A 23,139-nucleotide genomic window follows, 5' to 3' on the forward strand; every position below is an offset into this window, starting at 1 on the left:
TGGCAACCCATGAAGGGAGCCAGCCGCCTATTATCGATTTCTCATTTGTTTAAACAGCTGATGACTAAACACAGCAGCACCAGCAATCAAGATCGATTGGATGGTTGATTCAAACGAGAGACCTAGCATCACACCGGTTAACAGGAAACTCAGACCAAGCAATGTGATTGGGATAAAGCGTGTTGGTAGATTCGTTGATATTTTTAAAATCCGACCGATGATGATCAATACGGGAATCAAAATATAAGCTTCTTCCATAATAAAATCCAACATAGCCAATGTTATTCCCCCTTTACTTGCGAAGGATATCGATGAACGCTTCGTACCCTGCCTTCTTGAGCTGTTCGATTCTTTTCTCAGCATTCTCCCTTTTATGAAAGGAACCTGTGACAACACGATAAAATGTTGGGCCCTCTTCTGTCGGTTCCTGGGATGCTTGTCTATAAGGAACGCCTTCTTCAGCACAGATAGCTTGGATGACGCATTCATAAAGTCCTTCGCGATAATTCTTGTCTTTTAATCTATGCAGGTTCGGACCATCTAAGAAGCCATATTCTACAATTGTTGTTCGTGTACTCCCGGTTTCTCGATTCATATAATAATAGTCTTGTTCATTGTTACCTGGATACGTTTTTGTGAAGATCCGTCTGAATGGATACCCGGCTTTTTCAAACTTTCTTTGAAGACTTTTTTCAAATTCTCCATTCGCATAAATACTGTGAATCAATTCCGTTCCTGAGCCCCCACCTGCATTAAAGTGGTGAGAAATTGCCTTATCATATTCGGAAACAGTTGCAATTCTTTCTTCCCTTGTCAATGTTTGATCTGATTTTCGCGTAACATCACTTGTTACACCTAATTCATTTAACCGGCGATTGACATATAGAGCTGCTTCAAGTGTCCAATCCTTTTCAGCTATACCATCATGAGATGCTCCAGAGTCACTCCCACCATGTCCAGCATCTTGAATCCATTTACTCATAAAATCCCTCCCTCAATAATAGATTATGAAAAACCAATCAATCTGCTTGAGTATCTGTTCATAGAATCGTATGTATATCGAAAAATGGGTGGAAAAATTAATAAAAATAAAAAAAGTCAGGCGTATTGCCTGACTCTTTTAAAATAATTAATCGTCTTTTTCAACGTCTAATACTTCTCCTGTCTTAGCATCAATTTCGACTTCTACTTCTTGGTCATCATCTTCAAACTCAACCTCAAAGATATATTGCCCATCATCTTCGTCTAGTTCAGTCTCCTGAACGGTTCCGTTATGAGTTTCTTTTGCAATTTTTATGGCTTCTTCACGGCTAATTAAATCACTTTTTGATGTTTGTTCAGCTGATTTCACTTTTTTATCTTGAGTTGAATTTTTCTTATTTTCAGCAGTATTGTTATCATCATTGTCTACTTCTTGATCGTCGTCATCTTCTGCTTCTTCGTGATCGTCACGATCGTCATAGTCAACTTCGATGACTTCTCCAGAATACGCATCTACATATACATCAGCGTCTCTGTCTTCTTTGCTTTTTATTTCTACTTCGAATAAAAGCTTGCCATTTTCATCTTCCAGTTCAATTTCTTCAATCGTTCCTTGGACTTCGTTAAGTACGATATCTTCTAATTCTTGGGCACCGACTAATTTATTCGTGTCTATTTCCATATCGGTGTCCACCTCTGTTTCAATTCCATCTTTCCCATAACTTTTATCAAGTGCTTGATCACTCATTGCAGATACCCCAAAAGCTCCTCCTGCAGTTACAATCACTGCCACTGTGCCTAATAATATTTTCTTCTTCATTCAACTTCCTCCTTTGATTTCTTGGTATACTCTTACTGTAAACGTTCAATATGAGAAACAACGGATAGGATTATGAGAAATTGATTAGAAAAGGGTAAAAATCCATAAAAAAACGAACGAAGGATAAATAGTTCCTCGTTCGTTTTCGTTCTGTCGCATGCTTTGATTAATCATCTTTAGAAACGGAAATGACTTTCCCTGTGATGGCATTGATTCGAATGACATAATCTTCATCTTCATCGTCTACTTCTTTTTCTACTTCAACATGGTAATATGCCGTTCCGTCAACTTCTTTCAGTTCAATATCTTCTAGTTTTCCGGATATTTTATCCAAAGCAATTTGGCCTGCTTCTTTCTTTGTGATCAATGTTTGTTGCATCTTCTCTTCTTCTGTTGGCTGCTCTTTACTCACTCGTTTTTGCTCGCTTAGTCGACCTGATTCTGCATCCACATGAATTTGAATCGTTTCTTGGTCATTTTCAATCGTTACTTTAATGTACGGAGACTCTTCATCAATAAATTCGGATGAAGTGATCTCACCTTTGTATGATTGCTTTACCTTTGTTTCGGCTTCAGTTAAAGTCAGCTGATTTTCATCAGTTTCTTGCTTGTTTTCGTTCTCTTGAGTATTTTCATCATTTTGTTCTGTCGGTGGATCTGCGCCTTCTTCTATCGTGTAACTTTCTTCAGATGTTGATGAATTTTTTGATACTTCGTTAGACAGTGTTTGAATCTCGAGTACTTGCCCCTCTACAGAATCAACGAAAACTAAGTATTTTCCATTGCTTTCTTTGATCCTTACTTCGAATTGATCCTCTTTTTCTTCAATCGATAGCACTTGAGCTTGGAACCTTTCTTCCATTTGTTCCTTTACTTCTTCAACAGAGAGCTCTTCAGCAGAGGATTCACCGAAAAAGAATTGCTGAGCGATCAGAAAAAGAGTGATCGTCAGTATCGATCCTCCAGCCATCCAAAAGATTCTTTCTTTATTCAAAAGGCATTAACCTCCTTGAGTTGACCATTTATCCACAGTATAAAACATAGAGATTAAAATTTAATGAGAATCGAATGATGGAATCGTTAGAGTGACCGTTGTTCCTTTTCCGACCTTACTTTGAACATCGATTTGAATATCTAGGGCTTTAGCTAGATCACTAGCCAGGGCAAGACCGAGACCACTGCCTCCTTCATCACGTGTCCGCGCCTCATCCACACGATAGAAGCGATCGAACACCTTAACGATTGATTCTTCTGGTATACCGATTCCGTAATCTTTAATGTTGATGACATAGTTTGTCGCCCGGTTTTTTACATTGATTTCAATCGACTCTTCACTGTACTTACGAGCATTGTCGACAAAAATGTATAGTAATTGTTTGATTTTTTGTTGGTCTGAGTGAATCGGAGGCATCTCTTCATCTACGGTTAAATTTACTTTTCTACCATAAGAGTTCTCGATGTTTTGTGATACTTTTTGCACAACTTCTGCCAATGAAAATGATTCAATGTGTAATTGCCAGTCCTTTTGTCTTCGGGCCAACATGAGTAATTGCTCCGTCAAGTCTCTCATTCGAACGGCTTCTGAATGAATAGCTTCAATTGATTCCATAACCAACTCGGGTTTTTCCAATCCGCGCCGCTTAATTAAATTAGCATAACTTTCAATGACAGTAATTGGTGTTCGTAGTTCGTGGGACGCGTTGGAAACGAATGCTTCTTGTTTTTCATAGTTGTCTTTCAATAAATCAATCATTTCATTAAATGTACGTGTCATTGTATACAGTTCATCGCCCGACTTTTGTTGATATTCGATATGCTTAAATGATGAACTCGTTTGAATATCTTGCATGGTGCTGATGAGTGATTGAATTGGACGACTGATAAAATCAGCGAGCACTCTTCCCGAGACGACAACTGGGATAATCGCAACTAAAACGACCAAAAATAACACAAATCGAAGTGTCCTTAAATTATCTTGAACAGCGCTTAAATCTTCAAAAAGCTGCACATAAACAACTTCACCATCTTGCCAAATCGTCGGCACTTGGACGTAACCGATCTCTATGTTCGAATCATTGGTTCTTCCGCTTATTCGAACAGGATTAAATGGGACGGTTACATTACGTAATGCCAAATGATCGCCTGCGGTGATTTCACTAAATTGGTTACCTTGTTCATCTAAAATGCGCAACATACCATTTGACGGTACATACACTCCGAGCAAGTCGTTTACTGGAAAATTTTCATCTGCTTGAGCTAATCCTGTTAAAATATTCGTGACCTCATCTTCCATTTGGTCAATTTCCCGATCATAAGTAATATGAGAAAAAGTAAAATAAATTGTAATGGAAAGCATTACCGTAATCACAATAAACAAGACAGCGGTATATAAGAAGATTCTATTTTTTAGATTCATAAGCATCCTTCATAACATAGCCGACTCCTCGGACGGTATGAATTAATTTATCATCTCTATCCCCGTCGACTTTTTTTCGGACATACCTAACATAAACATCAACGACGTTTGTCTCACCATAATAGTCGTATCCCCATACGGTGTCCAAAATCTGCTCTCTACTCAAAACATGACGAGGATTTTTCATGAAATAAACAAGTAAATCAAATTCACGAGGTGTCAAATCGATCAACCGGTCACCACGATATACTTCTCTCGTACCCTCGTTCAGCTTTAAATCAGAGAAAATCAACCATTGATCATCAATCTCATTCTTGGACTTTTGTTTCAAGCGCAATGCTGCTCGAATTCGAGCAAGGAGCTCCTCGATTTGAAATGGCTTGGTGATATAATCATTGGCACCCAAGTCGAGCCCTGTCACTTTATCTTCAATGGAATCCTTTGCCGTCAACAATATTACGGCTACTTGTTCGTCTTCTTTTCGGATACGTCGGAGGATTTCGATTCCACTCATCTCAGGAAGCATAATATCCAGTAATACGACATCCCATTCGTTTGAACGATATTTTTCCAACGCCTCAAAACCCGAAGAAGCCTTCTCGACTGTATAACCTTCAAATGATAGCTCCAGTTCAAGCACTCTGGCAATTTTGTCTTCGTCTTCTATAACTAAAATCGATGCGCTGTCAGTCATTGCATTCACCTACTAATTTTCTACGTTAATGATATATACATCTTATCATAAGAGAGAAAAAGCCAGCACAAAACGAGTTTAATAGCTACTCGAATCGTGCTGGCACTTCGGTCGTTCATTTATTGATTTATTCGAAAACCAATCTTTCCAAAGTTTTTACTTTGCTCTAAATAATTAAAAGCATCCGCATAATTCTCCGCTTCAAACATTCGATCGATTTCTGGTTTAATCTCATGCTGTTCGATAAACTGAAGCATCTCACGGAACTCTTCTCTGCTTCCCATCGTCGAGCCTAGCAAGTTGTATTGCCCATAGAAAAACTTCCGTATATCAATCGTCACTTCATCATCTGTTGTTGCACCAAATGTGACAATCGTTCCACCGCGTCTGATGATTCCGAGAGATTTTTCAAAGGTTGCTGCACCAATCGATTCGATCAACAAATCAACTGACTCATCTTTCAACTCTTCATTCCAGTCAGAACCGGTTAAAATTCCACGGTCGGCGCCGAGCTTCTTTGCTTCTTCTAACTTTTCTTCACTCCGTGACGTAACAATCACACGTGCACCAGCTGCTTTCGCGTATTTTAAGGCGAACGTGAGAACACCGCTTCCAATTCCAGGAAGCATTACGGTTTCATCCTTTTGTAAGTTCCCTCTTGTAAACAAAGCTCGATAGGCTGTCAATGCAGCAAGTCCTAAAACACCCGCTTCATCCCATGATAATTGGGTCGGCTTTTTCTCCACTTGTGACTCTGGCAAAACGATGTATTCAGCGAAGGTCCCGTCGTCTGGAAAACCAACAATATTGAATCCTTCCGGTGGAACATCACTGTTTTGCTCCCACCCTAAACTTGGATTGATGATGACTTCTTGGCCAACATCAAATCGCTTCACATCATTTCCTGTCGCTTCAACAACCCCAGCACCATCCGAACCTGGGATTAAAGGTGGGTCATTTTCCTTGTGACGTTTTGTAATGACAGCTAGGTCCCTGCGGTTCATACCTGCCGTCTGCAACTTAATTAAAACTTCACCAGTCTTCGGTTCCGGCTTCTCTGTATCCGTCCAATTGACTCCCTCAACACCTGCAATTTTTTCATGAATTAAGGCTTTCATATGACGAAGCTCCTTTCTATACATCCTCTTCTTGTAATGGGTATCGTTCGAAAAATAGTTTTCCTCCTGGTGGCAATTGTGCTATTCGCCATAAATCTTCCGATAATACGGTTCCGATTGTTGGATAGCCTCCAGTTGTTTGCGCATCAGCAAGCAATATAATAGGACTTCCTTCCGCCGGCACTTGGATGGTTCCATACGTTGTCGCTTCTGACAAAATATCTATATTTTCCTTTCGCTCTAAACGATGTCCCTGTAATTGGCACCCCATCCGATCAGCTGCCCTGATCGTAAAACCTTCTTGGTAAAAGCGGTGAATGGATGAGTCTTTAAAGCTACTCTCATAATGACTTGGAACAACCCGTACCGTGACTTCCTTTGTATACGTCGGGATCTCCATTGGTTGAATGGATTTGGAAGACGCCGCTGCTGCCTGTCTCCCTTTAATGTTATCACCTTTTTGAAAGGCTTTCCCGAAACCTGCTTTCTCAAAGGTAGATTGGCTTCCTAAATAGCTCGTCGATTCAATACCACCGGGCAGAGCTATATACGTGCGCATGCCTGATTTTGGACCTTTAAACGTCAATTGATCGCCCGAGTGTACCGTCAGCTTTTTCCACATTGGAAGTGGTTGTTCATTGATCAAGCCATTTAGGTCCCCACCAGTGACACTTATATCTGTATCTTCCATGACATCGAATGTCACGCCGCCCATGGTAATTTCAATAACTGCTTCCTTTTCTGAATTACCTAATAAATAATTGGCACAATTCGCGGCGTAATGGTCCATGACACCTGATATGGGCACACCGAATGAACGATAGTTTTTTCTTCCCTGATCTTGAATTGTCGTCAAAATTCCCGGATTAATCACTTTCAACATAGATTTCTGCCTCACATTCCAAAAGTGGTCGTAATGTTGATTCCCTCTTTTTCAAAAGCTTCCTTGCACGCCTTTGCATGCTCGACAGCTTCTGGGGTATCACCATGAAAACAAAGCGTATCTGCATGGAGTTCAATGACCTCACCATCGACAGAAATTACTTTTCCATCTTTTGCGATACGTAATGCTTGTTCAATGACATCGTGCGTATCATGTAAAACAGCATTCTTTTCACTTCTCGGTGTAAGTGTTCCATCATTTTGATAGGTACGATCAGCGAAAGCTTCTTGTGCCGTTTCCAGTCCCACTTGTTTGCCTGCTCGAATTAACTCACTATTGGCCAAGCCGAATAACACAAGACGATCATCAAAGTCTTTGACCGCTTGAGCAATCGCCATTGCTATTGACGAATCCTTGCAGCCCATATTATATAGGGCGCCGTGTGGTTTTACATGGTTCAAGCGGCCACCATGCAACTGAACAAAGCCCTGTAATGCCCCTAGCTGATAGATCATCAACTGATAGATGTCTTCTGGTGTATGGGGAATCTTTCTTCTACCAAACCCGTGCAAATCGTAAAAACTTGGATGAGCCCCCATCTGCACCCCTTTTTCCAACGCTTTTTCGATCGTTTGTGGAATAGTTTTATAATCCCCTGCATGAAAGCCACAGGCAATATTGCAAGAGCTGATGATACTCAATAATTCTTCATCATTCCCAACAGAAAATGCACCATAACCTTCGCCAAGATCCGCATTAAAATCAATCGCCATCTTGAATCACCTCAATTTTCGGTTCAAATAATTTGTTTTGTCGAATGGATTCATACGCTTCTTCATCTATTGGATAAAAAGTGATATAGTCACCCGCTTGATAATAAAATGGATATTTTCTATCTAAACGGATCAGTTCCACTGGTGTCGTACCGATAATATTCCACCCACCTGGCGATGAAACAGGATAGATCCCGGATTGTGAATTGATGATTCCGACACTTCCTTTCGGCACTTGATTGCGTGGTTTATCCAACCGTGGAATTGAAAGCTGTTTAGAAAATCCACCGACATATGGAAACCCAGGTAAAAAACCAACCATGTAAATAGGGAATGCTTGATTCGTATGGAGTTGAATGATTTCATCTTTACTTAAACCTGTTTTTTCAGATACCCGTTTTAGATCCATTCCATTATAAAACACCGGTAGATAAATGTTATGAATGGTTTTTTTCGTATCGTAATTTTCCTCAACTTCCAACAATCGCTTTAATTCACTTCGCACCTCTTGATACGTTCGTTTGGATGGATCATAAAAAACAGTTACATTGGTAAATGTGGCAACTACATCCACGATAAACGACCAACTTTGACGAAGCAATAAATGACGAAAGTCTTGCACTCGTTGATTCGTTTGCTTGCTGAGTTCATTTCCGAAAGATACAATAATCGCTTGATCGCCTAATGGCTTAAATTGGATTGACTTCATACATTTCGACTCGCTTTCAATCTCAAAAATTATATTCTTTCTATATTTCTAATACCCTGTTAACCCTATAAAAGAAACGATTAACCTTCTGTATTTTCAGCACTTCCAAGACTATTTTAACATAATTCGGGTATAACAATATTTAGGCTGAGACTCATTTTAAGGAGACCTAATTACATGGCTATTTCTTTCGAGTATGCTAAAATAAATTTATATTCAGTAAATGGAGGTTTGTTTTGTGGGTAGAGCCGGAACATTGATTGACAGGGAAATCGAAAGTGATTTCCTGAACGAAAATATCACTATTAAAATTTATCAACCAGAAAATTTCAGCTCGCTGTATAAATATCATCTATGTATTATGCAAGATGGAGATGATTATTATCAACTTGGAAGAGCCGCTACTGTAAGCGATCGATTACATGCAGATGAACAAATTGAGAATACCATTTTTGTAGGTATCCATTATCAAGATCGCTATGATCGTTGGGATAAATATCACCCAGACGGAGAGAAAAACGCTGAATACATTAAGTTTTTACGGTCAGAAGTCGTACCACTCTTGGATGAAGAGCTTCCAGGATATAATGTAGGATCTTGTCGTGTACTTATGGGAGATTCACTTGGTGGAACTGTCTCTTTGATGACCGCATTGAAATACCCTAACGCATTCGGCAAAATTATCATGCAATCTCCGTACGTTGACGAACAAGTCTTAAAGGCTGTTGAGGCTTCTGAAGAAATTGCAAATATGACCATTTATCATACGATTGGAAAAGATGAGACCGAGGTTCCCACGACAAAAGGTAGTAAAGATGACTTTCTGGAACCTAACCGAAAGCTTCATGAGCTTTTAAGAAACAAAGTAACTGATTATTACTACAAAGAAAACGAAGGTAAACACACATGGAAACAATGGCAGAAAGATTTACCACAGGCCATTCAGACTATTTTTGGAAATTAATTTGCACATGAAAAGTTTTTCAGTCTCATTTCTGTTATAATAGAAGTTAAACAAAAATTGAGACGATTACAATTTTTAGGAGGGATGATTGAATGAGTCAATTAACTTATGGAATCGCTGTTTTTCCATCAAAAAAAATTCAAGACATTGCCAATTCTTATCGGATGAGGTATGATCCGCAATACTCCAAGATACCTCCGCATATTACGTTAAAAGAAAGTTTCACTGCTGATCAACAAACGATTGACAAATTAACTGAAGACCTTTCAAAGATTGCAAAAGAGACGGAACCATTTGACATTGAAATCAAAAAGGTTAGTTCCTTCAGCCCTATTACTCACACGGTTTATTTGAAAGTGGAACCAAATGATACATTAAGTAAGCTGAATGAACAGATGAATGCTGAAGGCTTTCCTGGCGAACAAGCATTCAGTTTTGTCCCACATATAACCATCAGTCAGGATCTATCCGAAGATGAACACTCTGATGTTTATGGCACGCTGAAGATTTCTTCGTTTGATCTAAAAGATACAATTGATCGTTTCCAATTGCTTTATCAGCTCGATGATGGTTCTTGGACCGTCTATGAGACATATAAGTTGGGTGAATAGAGAAAAATGATGAAGATAACGGAAGTAAATAGTGAAAGAGAAAAAAATGACGCTTTTCAGATTCGCCAAGAAGTCTTTGTAGACGAACAAGGTGTTTCGATGGAAGAAGAGATGGATGAATATGATGATCACGCCATCCATTTTGTCGGTTATATCGATCAACGACCTGTACTCGCAAGCCGTTTGAGATTTGTCGATGAATACGGTAAACTTGAACGAATTTGTGTCGTCAAGGATGAACGTGGGAATCATTATGGAAATCAAATCATTGGAGAAATGGAAGAAACGATCAAAAAGCATGGATACTTTAAAGCTAAATTAAATGCTCAAAAATATGCAGAAGAATTTTACAAAAAATTAGGATATCAAACAATATCGGATGAATTTCTCGATGCTGGTATTCCTCATATTACAATGGTTAAGGATTTATCTATTTAGTATTGGAAATTCATCGCTAAGACTTATATAAAGAAAGTCGGATCAACTTTATGTTGGTCCGACTTTTTTTATGAAAAAATGCTTCTATATAGTTGATTCGGACGATGTTCAGCACCAATTGAACGTGTCCGTTGATCATCCAGTTACCGAGTGTACTTCCATCGAGTGAAAACCCAGCAAAAATTATGTATGAATCACACCTTCCAAACGCATAATATTGATAGGATTTATTTACATGGAGGGAACAAAAATGGAGTTCGGATCCATTGCATTAGAAGCTATCGTTGGATTTATCGCACTGTTCATACTGACAAAAATTCTTGGTAAAACACAAATGAATCAAATCACCGTCTTCGATTTTATTTCTGTTTTGGTATTAGGTGAACTCGTCGGAAATGCAGTATTTGACGAAAATGTTGGTGTGCGAGAAATTCTATTTGCGGTAGCTCTATGGGGAGCACTCGTTTATTTCATTGATTTTTTTACCTTGAAAGTTCGAAGAAGCAGGAAAATCCTAGAAGGAATGCCTTCAATTCTTATTCGTCGAGGTGTCATCCAGTATGATGAATTAAAGCGAAATAAGCTAGACCTTAGCCAAATGCTTCAGCTTTTACGTAACAAAAATGTTTTTTCATTAAAAGAAGTTGAGTACGCTATTTTTGAACCAAGTGGGACCATTAATGTATTAAAGAAACACAAATACCAACAACCAAATCATCAAGCATTAAACATCCCAGAACAAGAAGTCCTCTTACCGATCACCATCATTGGCGATGGGAAAATTATTCAAGAGAATTTGAAAGAAATTGAATGGGATGAAAATCGTGTTACAATGGAAGTAGAACAACAAGGTTATCAATTAGAAGATGTTGTTTATGCAGAATGGGAGAAAGGGAAAGGCCTTTTTATCCTAACTTCTGAGTAGACCTTTCCCTTAATCTATATTTAGCATCCAGTCAATAATTTGTCTGGATGTTATTTTCTGTGTTGTACTATTACCCGGTTCATAAAAAGAGAAACCTTTATTATACAGAGTCACTAATAAACTTTCCTTTACCTGTAATTTCGGATAGTAGAGGTGTTTCCCTCTTCCCTACTTTCGCCTGTTCAGATACAACCACTGCCTGATGTTTTGCTCGATTCTCTTGATCTTGTGCCGCCTGTCTCTTCAACTGCTCTTTTCTTCGGTAAACTTCATCCAACTCTTGATGTTTCGCTAATTGTTCATGTAACTTTACACGATAAATACGTTCCCACGTAATTGGCTGAACTACATTTTGTATTGTTCTTAATTGATATTGTGCTGTTTGTTCCATATTGACAGGAGCTATATAACCCATTTCAACCGACCTCCTCTATCTACTAATCTATTCCCTTTATCCCGAAAAATATGCTTTCTCTTTACGACGTTTGTACAACTTTTACGTTACATTCATTTAACTTGTACTTTTTTAAAAAAAGTATGCTGAGATAAGAGTTTGTAAAAAAATCAAACCCGAACGAATTAGACCTAAATAAATCGTTCGGGTTTTTGAATCTCCAAATACACTGTGTTTTAATGGATAATTTTAAATCCAAAAAAAAGGCGGTCTTCTTCTTTCTCCATCGAATTCTTCTTTATCGTACCCTTCATTCTCATGCTCTGTTTCTAACTCTTCCCTCTTTTTTTGTTCTGTTCCTTTCCATAGATCTGGCTTTTCGGAACCAAAAAATGGTTCTTTTCTTTCTGGTGGCTCAAAGGATACATGATTCGCTTTAATCACTAGGTCATTTACGTGAATTTCTTTTTTGTCTTCTGACAAGTTGTTCAACCCCTTTTATGAAAATGTACATTAATACTATATTCATCAATAGACAAATGGGAATAGTCAAATGCCTTTCCATACCTAATAGGATTAAATTGATTTTCGATAAATACAACGTCCGCCCACACTCCACTTGGTAATTCGCATAATGTAGTAGCGTAGAAAGGTCAATTGACTAGAAAGGGGATATTAAATGAGTTGTCGCTGTGATAAGAAAGACAGAACGGAAAATTGTGTTTGCGATATACTTCGTCAAATCGTGGAGGCACAACGGGATACAGTTGATCATGAATGTCAGATTGGCTGCGAGCAATCGATTCAAGATTTGCTAGGTGATTCTTCTGCACCTAATAATCTAGATACGGTTCCTGTACTCCTATATTGTGGGTGTGAACCATTCAAAGGCTTTGGAGTTTATAACAACTCAAGCAGAACGGTTGTTGCAAGCTACTACTTCCGCGTCAAGAGTGTAGATAGTGATTGCTGTGCAGTTCTGGAACTCCTAAGAGATCCACAAGAATCGCAACAAAACTTTACAGATCCAACCCGTCAAAAGACTGCTAATCTTCAAACCACTGGAATCTGTATTACAGTTGACTTAGATTGCTTCTGCCATGTTACTTGCCTACCAGCAGTAAATGCTTGCGGTTTTTAAGTGAGTGAAAGAAAGCTGCCTTGAATTCAATCAAGGCAGCTTTTCTTATGCTTGTATTTTTGGATGCATTAAAAAACTGGCTCAGCCAAGGGCCTTGCCAGCGCATCTCCTATAAACCTGCCAAACGAATATCTTGGATAATCTTTCTGGATATTTTGAAAGCTGGTGCTTGCTGTGGTTTTAATGTTACCGAATCTTCATTGATATCCTTGATTGTTCCTTTAAAACTTGTTTCGTCAGTAATGATTTCACAGTTCATTTGTGGGATTGTTAATAATAACCGACTTAAATGCTTGAATTTCTCATCCAAATCGAATGATTCAAACGAAGACTTACTGGATTTATTTTCATTCGGTTGGTTCACTACCTCCTGATGTGGTTTGTCAGTTGAATCAAGTTCTTCTTCAGTTTTGTTATTTTTTTGAGTTGATTTTTTTGAGTAATAGAACGACTGCGCCTCAACTTCTGTTGAATGAGAACTTTTTTCTTCTATGAATAATAATGGTGGTTTTACGCGTTGCACGTATGGATCACTCCTTTGTCAGTTCTTCTCCATCATATGCAACGGATACATTCATGTGCGTTTGTACCGGGTGGTTTAGAAAAGATATTCATCAGCGACCACTGGAGTTAGGTAGTGGCACTGAACTTAGCTGTTTTGGTGGGTAATTGATTCAATTTCTAGCAAATTTAACGTCAATGAAAAGGGGCTGGGACAAATCAAGTTATAAACTCAGAAACACGAATATCAATCTAATTTAGCGTAGGAAATATACGGAGACTTCTGCGGGAGCAAAAGCCTAGGTGAGACCCCACAGTGCGAAGCACGAGGAGGCTCAACAGCTGCCCGCGAAAAGCGCAGTATATTTCCGAAGCGCGTATTTCCGCATTACTAAATTAGGTTGTTCGTATCTGAGTAAACTTTAAAGGGTTTGTCCCAGCCTCTCTAATTACTTTATTCTGTTAGTCCTAAAATATTGTACCCTGAGTCTACGTGTAATATTTCTCCTGTAATTCCACGTGAGAGATCGCTCATTAAGAAATAAGCCGTATCTCCGACCTCTTCTTGTGTAACAGGTTTACGAAGTGGTGCTCTTTCTTCGATTGTCTTCAAGATTGAGTTGAAATCTCCGACACCTTTTGCTGACAATGTACGAATAGGTCCAGCAGAAATCGCATTCACTCGGATTCCTTCTTTTCCAAGATCGTTTGCCAGATAACGCATGGTCATATCTAAGCTCGCTTTAGACACTCCCATAACATTATAGTTTTCAACTACGCGCTCACCGCCTAGATAGGTCATTGTCATGATGCTTCCGCCTTCAGTCATCAACTCTTTAGCCTCTCTGGATACCGCTACTAAAGAATAAGCGCTGATATTTTGAGATAGTAAGAAGCCATCTCTTGATGTATCAATGAATTCTCCTTTTAAGTCTTCCCGATTGGCAAAAGCAATACAGTGCGCCAATCCGTGAATAACTCCTACATCCTCTTTAATTTCGGAAAATGTTTTCTTGATGGCCTCATCGTCCGTGACATCACATTCATAAAAAAGAGAATCATCACGTTCTAGCGTTCCTGCTAACTCTCTTACCGGCTTTTCAAAACGTTCACTAGCATACGTAAAGATCAAGCGAGCTCCAGCATCATGTAAAGATTTAGAGATCCCCCAAGCGATACTTCTTTTATTGGCCACACCCATCACGACGTATGTACGACCTTCTAATGAGAATTTCATTTCATCGGCCTCCTATTTTAATAAATTAGCATTTGTTATTAGTACCTAGTCCTATTTTATAAGAAAGCGTACCATTTAACAATCTTTTTTAGCATTTATTTTTAAATGAAACATTTTACCCCGTTTTTTTGGTAGGTTTGTTCTCTCTTAAGTTTGGCTTTATATCAACAAATACATAAAGGAAGTGGCCAAGCCAAAATAAATCAATACAGAAATAATGTCGTTAATCGTCGTGATGAATGGTCCACTTGCGACCGCTGGGTCTATATTAAATTTATGCATCAATAATGGCATCAACGAACCGGCTATCGTAGCAACTAAAAGAGATGCAGCAATCGAAACACCGACAATGACACCAAGGTATAAATGATTCATCCATACAAGAATGATCAAAAACATCAATAAACCACATGTAATACCCGTAATGAAACCAGTTAATGTCTCTCGACGAAGTCGCTTAAAAAAGCCCTCTTTTGAAATCTCTCCTGTTGCCAAACCTCTTACTGTAACAGCTAGTGCTTGTGTTCCACTATTTCCAGCCATTCCAGCAATCAACGGTATGAATATAGCTAAAACCGCCACTTGGTCAAGTGTTTCTTCAAATCTTCCAATGAGGCTTGCTGTAATAAGTCCAAGAAACAGTAAAATAATGAGCCATGGCAAACGTTTTTTTGCAGCATTGAAAGCTGTTTGATCCCCAGGATCCATATCTGTAACAGCCGCTAATTTAGAATAGTCATCACTGGCTTCAATATCCATGACATCTAAAATATCGTCTACGGTAATGATTCCGAGCAAATGTTGTTGAAAATCGACGACAGGTAACGCTAAGAAATCATAGTCTCTCATTAACTGAGCAATATCTTCCTGGTGATCGCCAACATATGAAGAGACAACTCGGTCACTCATGACGTCACTGACTTTATCATCCTGTTCGGAAATGATTAAATCCCTAAGAGACATAACACCAACTAGTCTTTGTTCATCGTCAATCACAAATACATAGTATATCGTTTCTGCATCAGGTGCAGCCGAACGCAGATGTACCATCGCTTCTCGAATCGTCATATTTTGATTAATGACGACATATTCAGTTGTCATAATACTACCGGCCGTTTTTTCTTCGTAATGGAGTAAGCTGCGAATTTCATCAGCTTCTACTTTGTCCATTAACATTAACAAGCTCGTCACTTGATTTTTATCCAACAGATTCAATATATCAACTGCATCATCTGTCGGAAGATCATCGAGAATCCTAGCAGCATATTCTGGATTCATTTCAAGCAAACGCTCACTGAAGAAATCAAAATTCATATGTGTACTAAGTTCAGACATTTCTTCTGGTGAGAGATACGTATAGATTTGAAAACGATCTTCACTTGACACTTCTTCAAAAATCGTTGCCTGATCATAAGGATGAAGACTTAAGTAAGCTTCTCGGAATAGTTCTATATCATTGTCTTTTAACGATTTTAAAACATCACGATAATTTTCTTTTCGAAGGAATTCCATATTTTCTCCGTTGTTATTTTCCATAAAAAAACCTCCTCAAGGAAGCCAATCCGTAGTATTATTGTATAATGGGTCAATTTATTCGACAAATGACTCATCTATTTTAAATTGTCGAGAATTGACGTATGATTAAAAAGAAACAAACCTTATAAGGGGAATATACATGGAAAACTACTCTAAAGAAAAATATCCTTTAGATTCTTTTTTAATTACAATCATTGTAGCATTGATTGCCATCAGTTGCTTTACTTTATATACGTTACAGGATTTCTTGCCCGGTGACATATCAGGAATCAAATTTTCCATCCGGCAAATCATTTGGTTTTTAGTAGGTAGTATGGGTGTCGCCGCCATCATGATATTAGATTTTGATTGGTACCGAAAGATTGCTTGGGGCATTTATGGGTTCGGTGTGTTTTTACTAGCAGGACTGTTTTTCTTACCTTGGAGCTCGACATTGAACGGAGCTACACGATGGTATGAAATTGCTGGCCAAACCATTCAACCTTCCGAATTCATGAAAGTTTTCTTCGTTGTCGGATTGGCTCACATGATTACATCACACAATGAAAAATGGACAAAGAAAAATCTAACCTATGACTTGGTTTTGTTAGCCAAGTTATTAGCGATGTCTTTGCCTCCTTTCGTTTTAATTGCTCTACAACCTGATCTAGGTTCTGCTTTGGTAATTGTTTCGATCACTGGTTTTCTTACATTGATTTCTGGAATACGTTGGAGAACTTTACTTACAATTTTTGGACTTGCCTTTGGTACGTTGGCTGTCATTGTTGTTTTATATCTAACAAACACCGAAAGATTCATTGCCTTATTAATGGACAGCCCATTCGATCACGTAGCTTATCGGATTCAAGCATGGCAAAATCCTCATCTGTACAGTGACGGATCAGCTATGCAAGCAATTAAATCCATGCTCGCTATCGGTTCTGGCCAATTATTTGGTAAAGGAATTATGGGCTTTGAAGTTTATATTCCTGAAAGACATACGGATATGATTTTCACAGCAGTTGCTGAGCAGTTTGGTTTTATCGGTGCCAGTGTTGTCATCGTACTTTATTTTTTGATGATCTACCGAATCATTAAAATAGCATTAGATAGTAAAGATCCATTCGGTACGTACCTATGCGTTGGTATGGTTGGGTTATTTTCATATCAAATCTTTCAAAATATCGGAATGTCTGTCCAACTATTACCTTTAACGGGAATTCCATTGCCATTTTTAAGTTATGGAGGTACCTCCTTGCTTGTATATATGGCAGCCATCGGTCTCGTTCTAAATATTCATTCTCGTAAAAGAGAATTTATGTTTGAATCTGAACAATAATTCAATCATTATATTAATAGAGACATAGACAACAAATGAATTCTTATGATGGGGAAAACGGTTGATTAGCGGAGGGGAAAGTATGGACGAAGAAGTACAACGGAAGGTTTTGTGGGTGATCGGAGCGATCATCCTTGGAATCACTGGGATCTTAGTTTCATTAATTGGACCAAATATGATCTTGTACTATTTATATGAGCACAATCAAACAAATGTTTTTTTAATTGATGTGCCGATTATTGCTAATATCTTATTAGGTATTGGCACACTCTCTTTTGTCATGTTTTGCATTTTAATGATTTTCGAACGAAAAATGATTAAAGCAGCCGGGATTCTTATGTTAGTCATTGGTCTTGGCTTAAGTTACGTAAGTTTTAATTTGTACAATATGTTTGCAGTAGATGAAATCACCATAAAAAAACCGTTAGATAAAGAGAATTTTACATGGTCCGAAATTGAAAGTGCTGCTTTCACTTATGACGATGCAGCAAACGAAACAGAAATTTCCTTTCATCTTCCTGATGAAAAGAAAGATTTTACGCTTTCTCAGAAACATGCCGGGGATGTCGGAACCATGAAGGTATTATTAAAAAGAAATGATGTCCCTTATGAAGAGAAAGAAGCATAAATGGATTTCAAGTCGTTTGGCAAATGGCTATTAAAATGAATTCGTTCTTCGCTGTATGGGTGAATGAAACTGAGCGACTGGCAATGTAACGCTTGTCGACTTAACAACTGTGTTGAACCTCCATATAAATCATCCCCAACAAGTGGATGCCCCATATAAGAAAAGTGGACTCGAATTTGATGTGTCCGACCTGTTTCCAATTGAATCTTTATAAACGAGCAATTATTCTTTTTTTCGAGTAAACGAAAATGAGTAATTGCTCGTTTTCCTGTTTCTGAGACCATTCGCTCAATGATAGAAGTCGGTTTTCGACCAATCGGCAAATCAATGATCCCCTCCTCTTCTTTCATATCCCCTTCAACGATTGCTAGGTAATTTCGATCGATTGGTCTTTGTTGCAACAAATGGTGTGTATATCGATCTTTTGCGATAACGACTAAGCCGGAGGTGTTCCGGTCTAACCGAGTGACAATGTGAAACGTCTTCTCTATACCTCTTTTTTGATAATCATGCATAACGCCATTCGCTAATGTTGGCATGTTTGCATCATTGGGATTCGGTAAGACAGCCAATCCACTTTGCTTATTGACTACGAGGATAGCTGAATCTTCGTAAACTTTCTCAATCTCTAACGGCATGGGAGAAATCGTTGTGGACCGAACTTCTTCTGGAAATTGTATCTCCAATTGATCACCAGATATAAGTTTTGTACGCACAGTCACATGTTCCCCGTTCAACCGAATCTCTCCACGCTCTTTTACATCTTTCAATAATCGATTCGAAAAAAACCGTACATGAAGTAAATAATCACGTACGGTTGATTGGCTATATTCATCAGTGATTTTCCATCTCATTTTGTTTCACCCTTACACGGACAATTAATCATTTTCTGTTCTGGCATTAGAAATAAATGAATCATGTACTCGTTTCCAGAACGGAAATGGTCTGAACCGAGCAAAGCGTACTCGTTCTTCTGCAACACGGCATTGAATCGAATGCACTTGATTGAAACTCATTGTCAAATGATCGATCGTAATCAGGAATGTTCGATCATTCTTAGGCCGTAATACCGTTGTATGGTGTTTCGGCAATATTAACGGTGAGCCGACTGTACGGAATACACGATTGTTAATCGATGCCATCTCGGTAATTTGATAGGCTTCTAACGAGGGATGGATGATCGCTCCACCCAATGCTTTGTTATAAGCTGTCGATCCTGATGGGGTTGAGATACATAGACCGTCACCTCGAAATGTTTCAAAATGTTCCCCTTTGATTTCCACGTCCAAGACAACTGAGCCTTCCGCTGTCTTTACAGATGTTTCATTCAGTGCAAGATAACGGTGTTCATGTTCATAATCTTTTGGACGGATGATTAGCTCTAACAAAGGATACTCAATGACTTGGAATGGCGTTCTAGCTATTTCAATGATCAGTTTTTCCAATTCACTTGGAATCCAGTCTGCATAAAATCCTAAATGTCCTGTGTGAACCCCAATAAAAGCTGTTTCTTTCAATCGATGATTATAACGATGAAATGCTTCAAGTAACGTTCCGTCTCCACCAACTGAAATGACTAGGTCCGGCTCTTCTTCATCATAATCCATATCGAATTCAGATAAGTAGCTTTTAAATTTCGATTTGATTTCCTTCGAAACGCTATCTCCTCTACACTGTACATAAAATTTCATAGAAATACTCCTTTTCTCTTCGAATGAAAATCCATTAATCTTTTTTTCTTCTGAACACTTTTTGGGCGTCTTGGATTTCCTGTCTGATTTTTGACATTTCTTCATCCAACCGGAAAGCTGCTTCTGCTGCATTACGCAGTCTTGTTTGGACTTCCTCTGGCAGTTGCCCTGAGTATTTATAATTAAGTGAATGTTCATTGATCGCCCAAAAATTCATCGCGAGAGTTCGGATTTGAATTTCGGCTAAAAGGTTCTTCACCCCATAGATTGTTTCTACCGGATAGCGAATAACAATATGATAAGAACGGTAGCCGCTCTCCTTATTTTTTTCAATATAATCTTTTTCCTCGATAATTTCAAAGTCTTGTCTTTCCCGTATCAATTCAACGATTTCATAAATATCTTCAACGAAAGGACAGACTACGCGAAGCCCTGCGATATCTTGTACTTCCTCTTCCATTTTCGAAAGTGGTATTCCACGCCGCTTCGCTTTTTCAATGATACTTGTAATAGGTTTTACCCTTCCGGTTACGAATTCAATCGGTGAATGGCGGGATTCATAATCGAATTGCTTTCGCATTCCTTTTAGCTTGATCTTCAGCTCGTCAACGGTTTGTGTATAAGGCGCTAAGAAAATATCCCAATTCATAGCTGCATTCCTACTTTCTCCAACTTACTGATTTTCCATATTCCATTGTATCACAAATTAATTATGGTCAGAATCTTTGCCATATGCCTAATAATATCGGATAATAAGAAGAAGATTTGCAGCCAGGAGGTGGCTCTATGCAAGAAATTGAAATTGAACTAAAAAACGAGCTGAACGATGAAGAATATACATATCTAAAAAACACGTTATTTAAAGAAGCGCAAATGAAAGAGCAAACGAATCACTATTTCGAGACAAGTGACTTTCAACTAAAAAATGCCAGCTCGGCACTTCGTATTCGATTCAAAAAAGGAAGCTATGTTTCCACATTAAAAGAACCTCAGTCAGAAGGGTTACTGGAAACACATGACGAACTGGACGATGAAGTTGCCAAAGCATGGATGAACGGCCATGTGTCACTTGGCCCAAACATTCGGAAGCAAATCGAAAAACTAAATATCTCAGAGAAGTCGATTCAATACTACGGACAGTTAACGACCTACCGACAAGAAATACAAAAAGATGATTGTTTGCTCGTATTGGATCATAGTATTTATCATCAGCAAGAAGATTACGAGCTAGAAATTGAAGCACCGAGCACACAAAAGGCAGAGAACATGCTTCAAGAAATTCTGACAACCTATCAGATTGAACGACGTCGTATTGAAAGCAAAATCAAACGGTTCTTTTCAGCAAAACAATCAGACTCACAATAAATTGAAAATTTTTCAAGTAACGTCAAAAGACATAATATTTGATAGATAGAAAGAGCGTTGCTACAATAATGAAGTATCAGAAAGAGAGGATCTAATTCATGACTGTTCAAAGAGCGAATATATACGATGACATTGGGGGAGCTGAAACCATCAATAAATTGGTCGATGCTTTCTACAAACGAGTCGGCAAGCACCCTGATTTGATTCCAATCTTTCCAGAAGATTTGACAGAGACAGCAAGAAAGCAAAAATTATTTCTAACTCAGTTTTTCGGTGGGCCGAATCTGTATGTTCAAGAACGAGGCCATCCAATGATGCGCGCAAGACATTCACCGTTCCCTATTACGCCAACAAGGCGTGATGCTTGGCTAGCGTGTATGGATGCAGCGTTGGATGAAGTAGAAATAGAGGAACCATACCGAAGTGCAATGTTTGAGCGTTTACGTATGACTGCAAATCATATGATGAATACGCCCGAATAGTATTATAGGGGGAAAGGGGAAATCGATGTGGAAGAGAAGTCATCGCAAGTTATTGTCGAGCTAGCATCGAAAGAAGATTCCCAAATTGACCATTATCTAAATAAACCATTAGAAATGTACTTATTTATAGATCCGATGTGCCCAGAATGTTGGTCCTTTGAACCGTATATTAAAAAGTTGATCAGTGAGTACGGACATTATTTTAAATTAAGGCCGATTATTACCGGGTCACTGTCTTCTTTATATAATCCGACTCCAGCTTATATACGAGAGAAAATCAACGATTGGGATCAAACAGCAAAAATGACTGGAATGTGTTGTGATCCAGATTATTGGCTAGTCAATCCTGAAACATCACCTTGGCCTGTCTCTCTTGCAATTAAAGCTGCAGAGTTACAAGGACAACGAGCTGGCACAAGATATTTACGCAAGGTTCGTGAATATTTATTCCTAAGCAAGAAAAATATCTCCGAAATTGAAAATCTAGTAAAAATTGCCGAACGAGTCAATTTGGATGTCGAAGAATTTCAAAAAGATTTACATTCTGAAGCAGCCAAACATGCTTTATTGGGAGATTTAAACTTAACACGTGAAATGGAAGTTGACCAAACACCTTCAATTGTTTTATTCAATCGTGAAGATGAATATGATGGTCTCAAGATTACCAGTACATTTGACTATGAACTGTATGAGCGAGCTTTAATGGAGGTCATAGGAAAACACATTTCACCAAGTATTAAACCAAGTCTGATTGATTTCTTGGCCGAACATCAATTCGTCGCGACAAAAGAAGTCGCTTTTGTCTTTGATTGGTCAATGAAGAAAACAGAAAGAGAATTATTAAAGTTATCATTTAACAATCGAATTGAAAGAATTCATGCAAAGTACGGAAGTTTTTGGATGTATAAACAAACGACATAAATTTAATGATTCTAGTACTCATACTTTATCTACCTGCCCCGTAATATAATAGTAGACAGGAGTTGATCGCTATGTTGATCGTCTTAGGCTGGCTATTATTATTAATCGGGGCTTTTTTAGTGAACATCTTAGGAATGATGGAACTATTACCTCGTTTTTTTACGTTTCCACTTTTTTTCACTGTCATCTTTATATTTATTTACACTGTTTCGCAGAAGAACTCCATTCGACGGAGATAAACAGTATACGAACAGAAGTAGTGCGGTTAGCGCGGTGCTTTGAGCGTGAAATCTTAAAAGATGATAGCACTGCTTTGAACGATTAGCACACTTGATCGAACAATTAAGTACTTAAGAAATATTAATCCAATTCCTTTAACAGTGCACGACATCGTTTCGAGAATAATATTTCCCATAATCTTCGCTCTATAGGACTTTCTAGTACTTTTTTTCAACCGTTCGGGCGTATAGAGCCACTCTATAAGACTTTCCTGCAGGTTTTTTCAACCATTCGGGGGTATAGAGCCGCTCTATAGGACTTTCCTGTAGGTTTTTTCAATCATTCGGGCGTATAGAGCCGCTCTATAGGACTTT

30 protein-coding genes are annotated in these 23,139 nt (G+C 38.4%); 11 read left to right on the forward strand and 19 right to left on the reverse strand.

Annotated elements, in window-relative coordinates; translation table 11 throughout:
- Positions 1-30: 30 nt before the first annotated feature.
- The 10 genes from FPQ10_RS03115 to pxpB all read right to left on the reverse strand — a co-directional run bounded on the left by FPQ10_RS03115 (position 31) and on the right by pxpB (position 8,394).
- Positions 31-273, reverse strand: a complete 243-nt coding sequence (locus FPQ10_RS03115) for a phage holin family protein (protein ID WP_246065413.1) — start codon at positions 271-273, stop codon at positions 31-33.
- Positions 274-292: 19 nt separating this feature from the next.
- The gene (locus FPQ10_RS03120; protein WP_144160036.1) at positions 293-982 is read right to left on the reverse strand and encodes an N-acetylmuramoyl-L-alanine amidase; all 690 of its coding nucleotides are present in this window, start codon (positions 980-982) and stop codon (positions 293-295) included.
- A 147-nt stretch (positions 983-1,129) separates the two neighbouring features.
- The gene (locus FPQ10_RS03125) at positions 1,130-1,801 is read right to left on the reverse strand and encodes a PepSY domain-containing protein (protein ID WP_144160039.1); all 672 of its coding nucleotides are present in this window, start codon (positions 1,799-1,801) and stop codon (positions 1,130-1,132) included.
- Positions 1,802-1,967: 166 nt separating this feature from the next.
- On the reverse strand, positions 1,968-2,795 hold the full coding sequence (locus FPQ10_RS03130) for a PepSY domain-containing protein (RefSeq protein ID WP_144160042.1): 828 nt from the start codon (positions 2,793-2,795) through the stop codon (positions 1,968-1,970).
- A gap of 60 nt (positions 2,796-2,855) precedes the next feature.
- The gene (locus tag FPQ10_RS03135; protein ID WP_186278515.1) at positions 2,856-4,217 is read right to left on the reverse strand and encodes a HAMP domain-containing sensor histidine kinase; all 1,362 of its coding nucleotides are present in this window, start codon (positions 4,215-4,217) and stop codon (positions 2,856-2,858) included.
- Positions 4,201-4,911 (reverse strand): response regulator transcription factor, encoded by a 711-nt coding sequence (locus tag FPQ10_RS03140; protein WP_144160048.1) that lies wholly within the window; start codon positions 4,909-4,911, stop codon positions 4,201-4,203. The genes FPQ10_RS03135 and FPQ10_RS03140 overlap by 17 nt, the downstream gene beginning before the upstream one ends.
- 119 nt (positions 4,912-5,030) lie before the next feature.
- On the reverse strand, positions 5,031-6,029 hold the full coding sequence (locus FPQ10_RS03145) for a zinc-binding dehydrogenase (protein ID WP_144160051.1): 999 nt from the start codon (positions 6,027-6,029) through the stop codon (positions 5,031-5,033).
- 16 nt (positions 6,030-6,045) lie between these two features.
- Positions 6,046-6,912 carry a 5-oxoprolinase subunit C family protein gene (locus tag FPQ10_RS03150; RefSeq protein WP_144160054.1) on the reverse strand — a complete coding sequence of 289 codons (867 nt, stop codon included), beginning with the start codon at positions 6,910-6,912 and terminating at the stop codon, positions 6,046-6,048.
- 11 nt (positions 6,913-6,923) lie between these two features.
- Positions 6,924-7,685 (reverse strand): LamB/YcsF family protein, encoded by a 762-nt coding sequence (locus FPQ10_RS03155; RefSeq protein WP_144160057.1) that lies wholly within the window; start codon positions 7,683-7,685, stop codon positions 6,924-6,926.
- A complete protein-coding gene (gene pxpB, locus FPQ10_RS03160; protein WP_144160060.1) occupies positions 7,675-8,394 on the reverse strand; it encodes a 5-oxoprolinase subunit PxpB in 720 nt (239 codons plus the stop codon). Before pxpB ends, FPQ10_RS03155 begins: the two co-directional genes overlap by 11 nt.
- A 238-nt stretch (positions 8,395-8,632) precedes the next feature.
- Between pxpB and FPQ10_RS03165 the strand changes: the two genes are divergently transcribed.
- The 4 genes from FPQ10_RS03165 to FPQ10_RS03180 all read left to right on the forward strand — a co-directional run bounded on the left by FPQ10_RS03165 (position 8,633) and on the right by FPQ10_RS03180 (position 11,332).
- Positions 8,633-9,358, forward strand: a complete 726-nt coding sequence (locus FPQ10_RS03165; RefSeq protein ID WP_144160063.1) for an alpha/beta hydrolase — start codon at positions 8,633-8,635, stop codon at positions 9,356-9,358.
- Positions 9,359-9,450: 92 nt separating this feature from the next.
- Positions 9,451-9,969 carry a YjcG family protein gene (locus FPQ10_RS03170; protein WP_144160066.1) on the forward strand — a complete coding sequence of 173 codons (519 nt, stop codon included), beginning with the start codon at positions 9,451-9,453 and terminating at the stop codon, positions 9,967-9,969.
- Between the two features lie 6 nt (positions 9,970-9,975).
- Positions 9,976-10,407 (forward strand): GNAT family N-acetyltransferase, encoded by a 432-nt coding sequence (locus FPQ10_RS03175; protein ID WP_370512017.1) that lies wholly within the window; start codon positions 9,976-9,978, stop codon positions 10,405-10,407.
- A gap of 250 nt (positions 10,408-10,657) precedes the next feature.
- Positions 10,658-11,332: a DUF421 domain-containing protein gene (locus FPQ10_RS03180; RefSeq protein ID WP_144160069.1), complete on the forward strand. Its 675-nt coding sequence runs from the start codon at positions 10,658-10,660 to the stop codon at positions 11,330-11,332.
- 100 nt (positions 11,333-11,432) lie between these two features.
- On the opposite strand, the gene FPQ10_RS03185 is transcribed toward FPQ10_RS03180, so the two are convergent.
- On the reverse strand, positions 11,433-11,747 hold the full coding sequence (locus FPQ10_RS03185) for a hypothetical protein (protein WP_144160071.1): 315 nt from the start codon (positions 11,745-11,747) through the stop codon (positions 11,433-11,435).
- Between the two features lie 228 nt (positions 11,748-11,975).
- Complete coding sequence (locus FPQ10_RS03190; RefSeq protein WP_144160074.1) at positions 11,976-12,209, reverse strand: hypothetical protein; 234 nt, start codon at positions 12,207-12,209, stop codon at positions 11,976-11,978.
- A gap of 196 nt (positions 12,210-12,405) precedes the next feature.
- Between FPQ10_RS03190 and FPQ10_RS03195 the strand changes: the two genes are divergently transcribed.
- A complete protein-coding gene (locus FPQ10_RS03195; protein WP_144160077.1) occupies positions 12,406-12,867 on the forward strand; it encodes a CotY/CotZ family spore coat protein in 462 nt (153 codons plus the stop codon).
- Here the strand turns inward: FPQ10_RS03195 and FPQ10_RS12920 are convergent.
- The 4 genes from FPQ10_RS12920 to mgtE form a co-directional block, all read right to left on the reverse strand.
- Entirely contained in the window at positions 12,830-12,973 is a 144-nt protein-coding gene (locus tag FPQ10_RS12920; protein WP_186278520.1) for a hypothetical protein, read from the reverse strand. The two genes, FPQ10_RS03195 and FPQ10_RS12920, sit on opposite strands and share 38 nt — an antisense overlap.
- Positions 12,974-12,976: 3 nt before the next feature.
- Positions 12,977-13,390 (reverse strand): CotO family spore coat protein, encoded by a 414-nt coding sequence (locus FPQ10_RS03200; protein WP_144160080.1) that lies wholly within the window; start codon positions 13,388-13,390, stop codon positions 12,977-12,979.
- Between the two features lie 432 nt (positions 13,391-13,822).
- Entirely contained in the window at positions 13,823-14,605 is a 783-nt protein-coding gene (gene fabI, locus FPQ10_RS03205; protein WP_144160083.1) for an enoyl-ACP reductase FabI, read from the reverse strand.
- Positions 14,606-14,764: 159 nt separating this feature from the next.
- A complete protein-coding gene (gene mgtE / locus FPQ10_RS03210; protein ID WP_246569293.1) occupies positions 14,765-16,141 on the reverse strand; it encodes a magnesium transporter in 1,377 nt (458 codons plus the stop codon).
- A gap of 139 nt (positions 16,142-16,280) precedes the next feature.
- On the opposite strand from mgtE, the gene FPQ10_RS03215 reads away from it, so the two are divergent.
- Both FPQ10_RS03215 and FPQ10_RS03220 read left to right on the forward strand, forming a co-directional pair.
- Complete coding sequence (locus FPQ10_RS03215) at positions 16,281-17,459, forward strand: FtsW/RodA/SpoVE family cell cycle protein (protein ID WP_144160086.1); 1,179 nt, start codon at positions 16,281-16,283, stop codon at positions 17,457-17,459.
- Positions 17,460-17,541: 82 nt separating this feature from the next.
- Complete coding sequence (locus FPQ10_RS03220; RefSeq protein WP_144160089.1) at positions 17,542-18,087, forward strand: hypothetical protein; 546 nt, start codon at positions 17,542-17,544, stop codon at positions 18,085-18,087.
- Here FPQ10_RS03220 and FPQ10_RS03225 read toward each other — a convergent pair.
- The 3 genes from FPQ10_RS03225 to yjbM are packed head-to-tail and all read right to left on the reverse strand — an operon-like array spanning position 18,066 to position 20,427.
- The gene (locus tag FPQ10_RS03225; protein ID WP_144160092.1) at positions 18,066-18,941 is read right to left on the reverse strand and encodes an RluA family pseudouridine synthase; all 876 of its coding nucleotides are present in this window, start codon (positions 18,939-18,941) and stop codon (positions 18,066-18,068) included. The genes FPQ10_RS03220 and FPQ10_RS03225 overlap by 22 nt on opposite strands.
- 24 nt (positions 18,942-18,965) lie before the next feature.
- Complete coding sequence (locus FPQ10_RS03230) at positions 18,966-19,778, reverse strand: NAD kinase (RefSeq protein WP_144160095.1); 813 nt, start codon at positions 19,776-19,778, stop codon at positions 18,966-18,968.
- 34 nt (positions 19,779-19,812) lie between these two features.
- Positions 19,813-20,427: a GTP diphosphokinase gene (gene yjbM, locus FPQ10_RS03235; protein ID WP_144160098.1), complete on the reverse strand. Its 615-nt coding sequence runs from the start codon at positions 20,425-20,427 to the stop codon at positions 19,813-19,815.
- A gap of 137 nt (positions 20,428-20,564) precedes the next feature.
- Here yjbM and FPQ10_RS03240 point away from each other — a divergent pair, with 137 nt between their 5' ends.
- The 4 genes from FPQ10_RS03240 (at position 20,565) to FPQ10_RS12925 (ending at position 22,785) form a co-directional block, all read left to right on the forward strand.
- Positions 20,565-21,143 carry a CYTH domain-containing protein gene (locus FPQ10_RS03240; protein WP_144160101.1) on the forward strand — a complete coding sequence of 193 codons (579 nt, stop codon included), beginning with the start codon at positions 20,565-20,567 and terminating at the stop codon, positions 21,141-21,143.
- 98 nt (positions 21,144-21,241) lie between these two features.
- Positions 21,242-21,625: a globin domain-containing protein gene (locus tag FPQ10_RS03245; protein ID WP_144160103.1), complete on the forward strand. Its 384-nt coding sequence runs from the start codon at positions 21,242-21,244 to the stop codon at positions 21,623-21,625.
- Positions 21,626-21,652: 27 nt separating this feature from the next.
- A complete protein-coding gene (locus tag FPQ10_RS03250; protein ID WP_255439647.1) occupies positions 21,653-22,546 on the forward strand; it encodes a DsbA family protein in 894 nt (297 codons plus the stop codon).
- Positions 22,547-22,617: 71 nt separating this feature from the next.
- Complete coding sequence (locus FPQ10_RS12925; protein WP_186278516.1) at positions 22,618-22,785, forward strand: hypothetical protein; 168 nt, start codon at positions 22,618-22,620, stop codon at positions 22,783-22,785.
- Positions 22,786-23,139 lie beyond the last annotated feature (354 nt).

Origin of the sequence: Allobacillus sp. SKP2-8 (genome assembly GCF_007559355.1) — a bacterium.
In the GTDB taxonomy this organism is placed as follows: domain Bacteria; phylum Bacillota; class Bacilli; order Bacillales; family Alkalibacillaceae; genus Allobacillus; species Allobacillus halotolerans.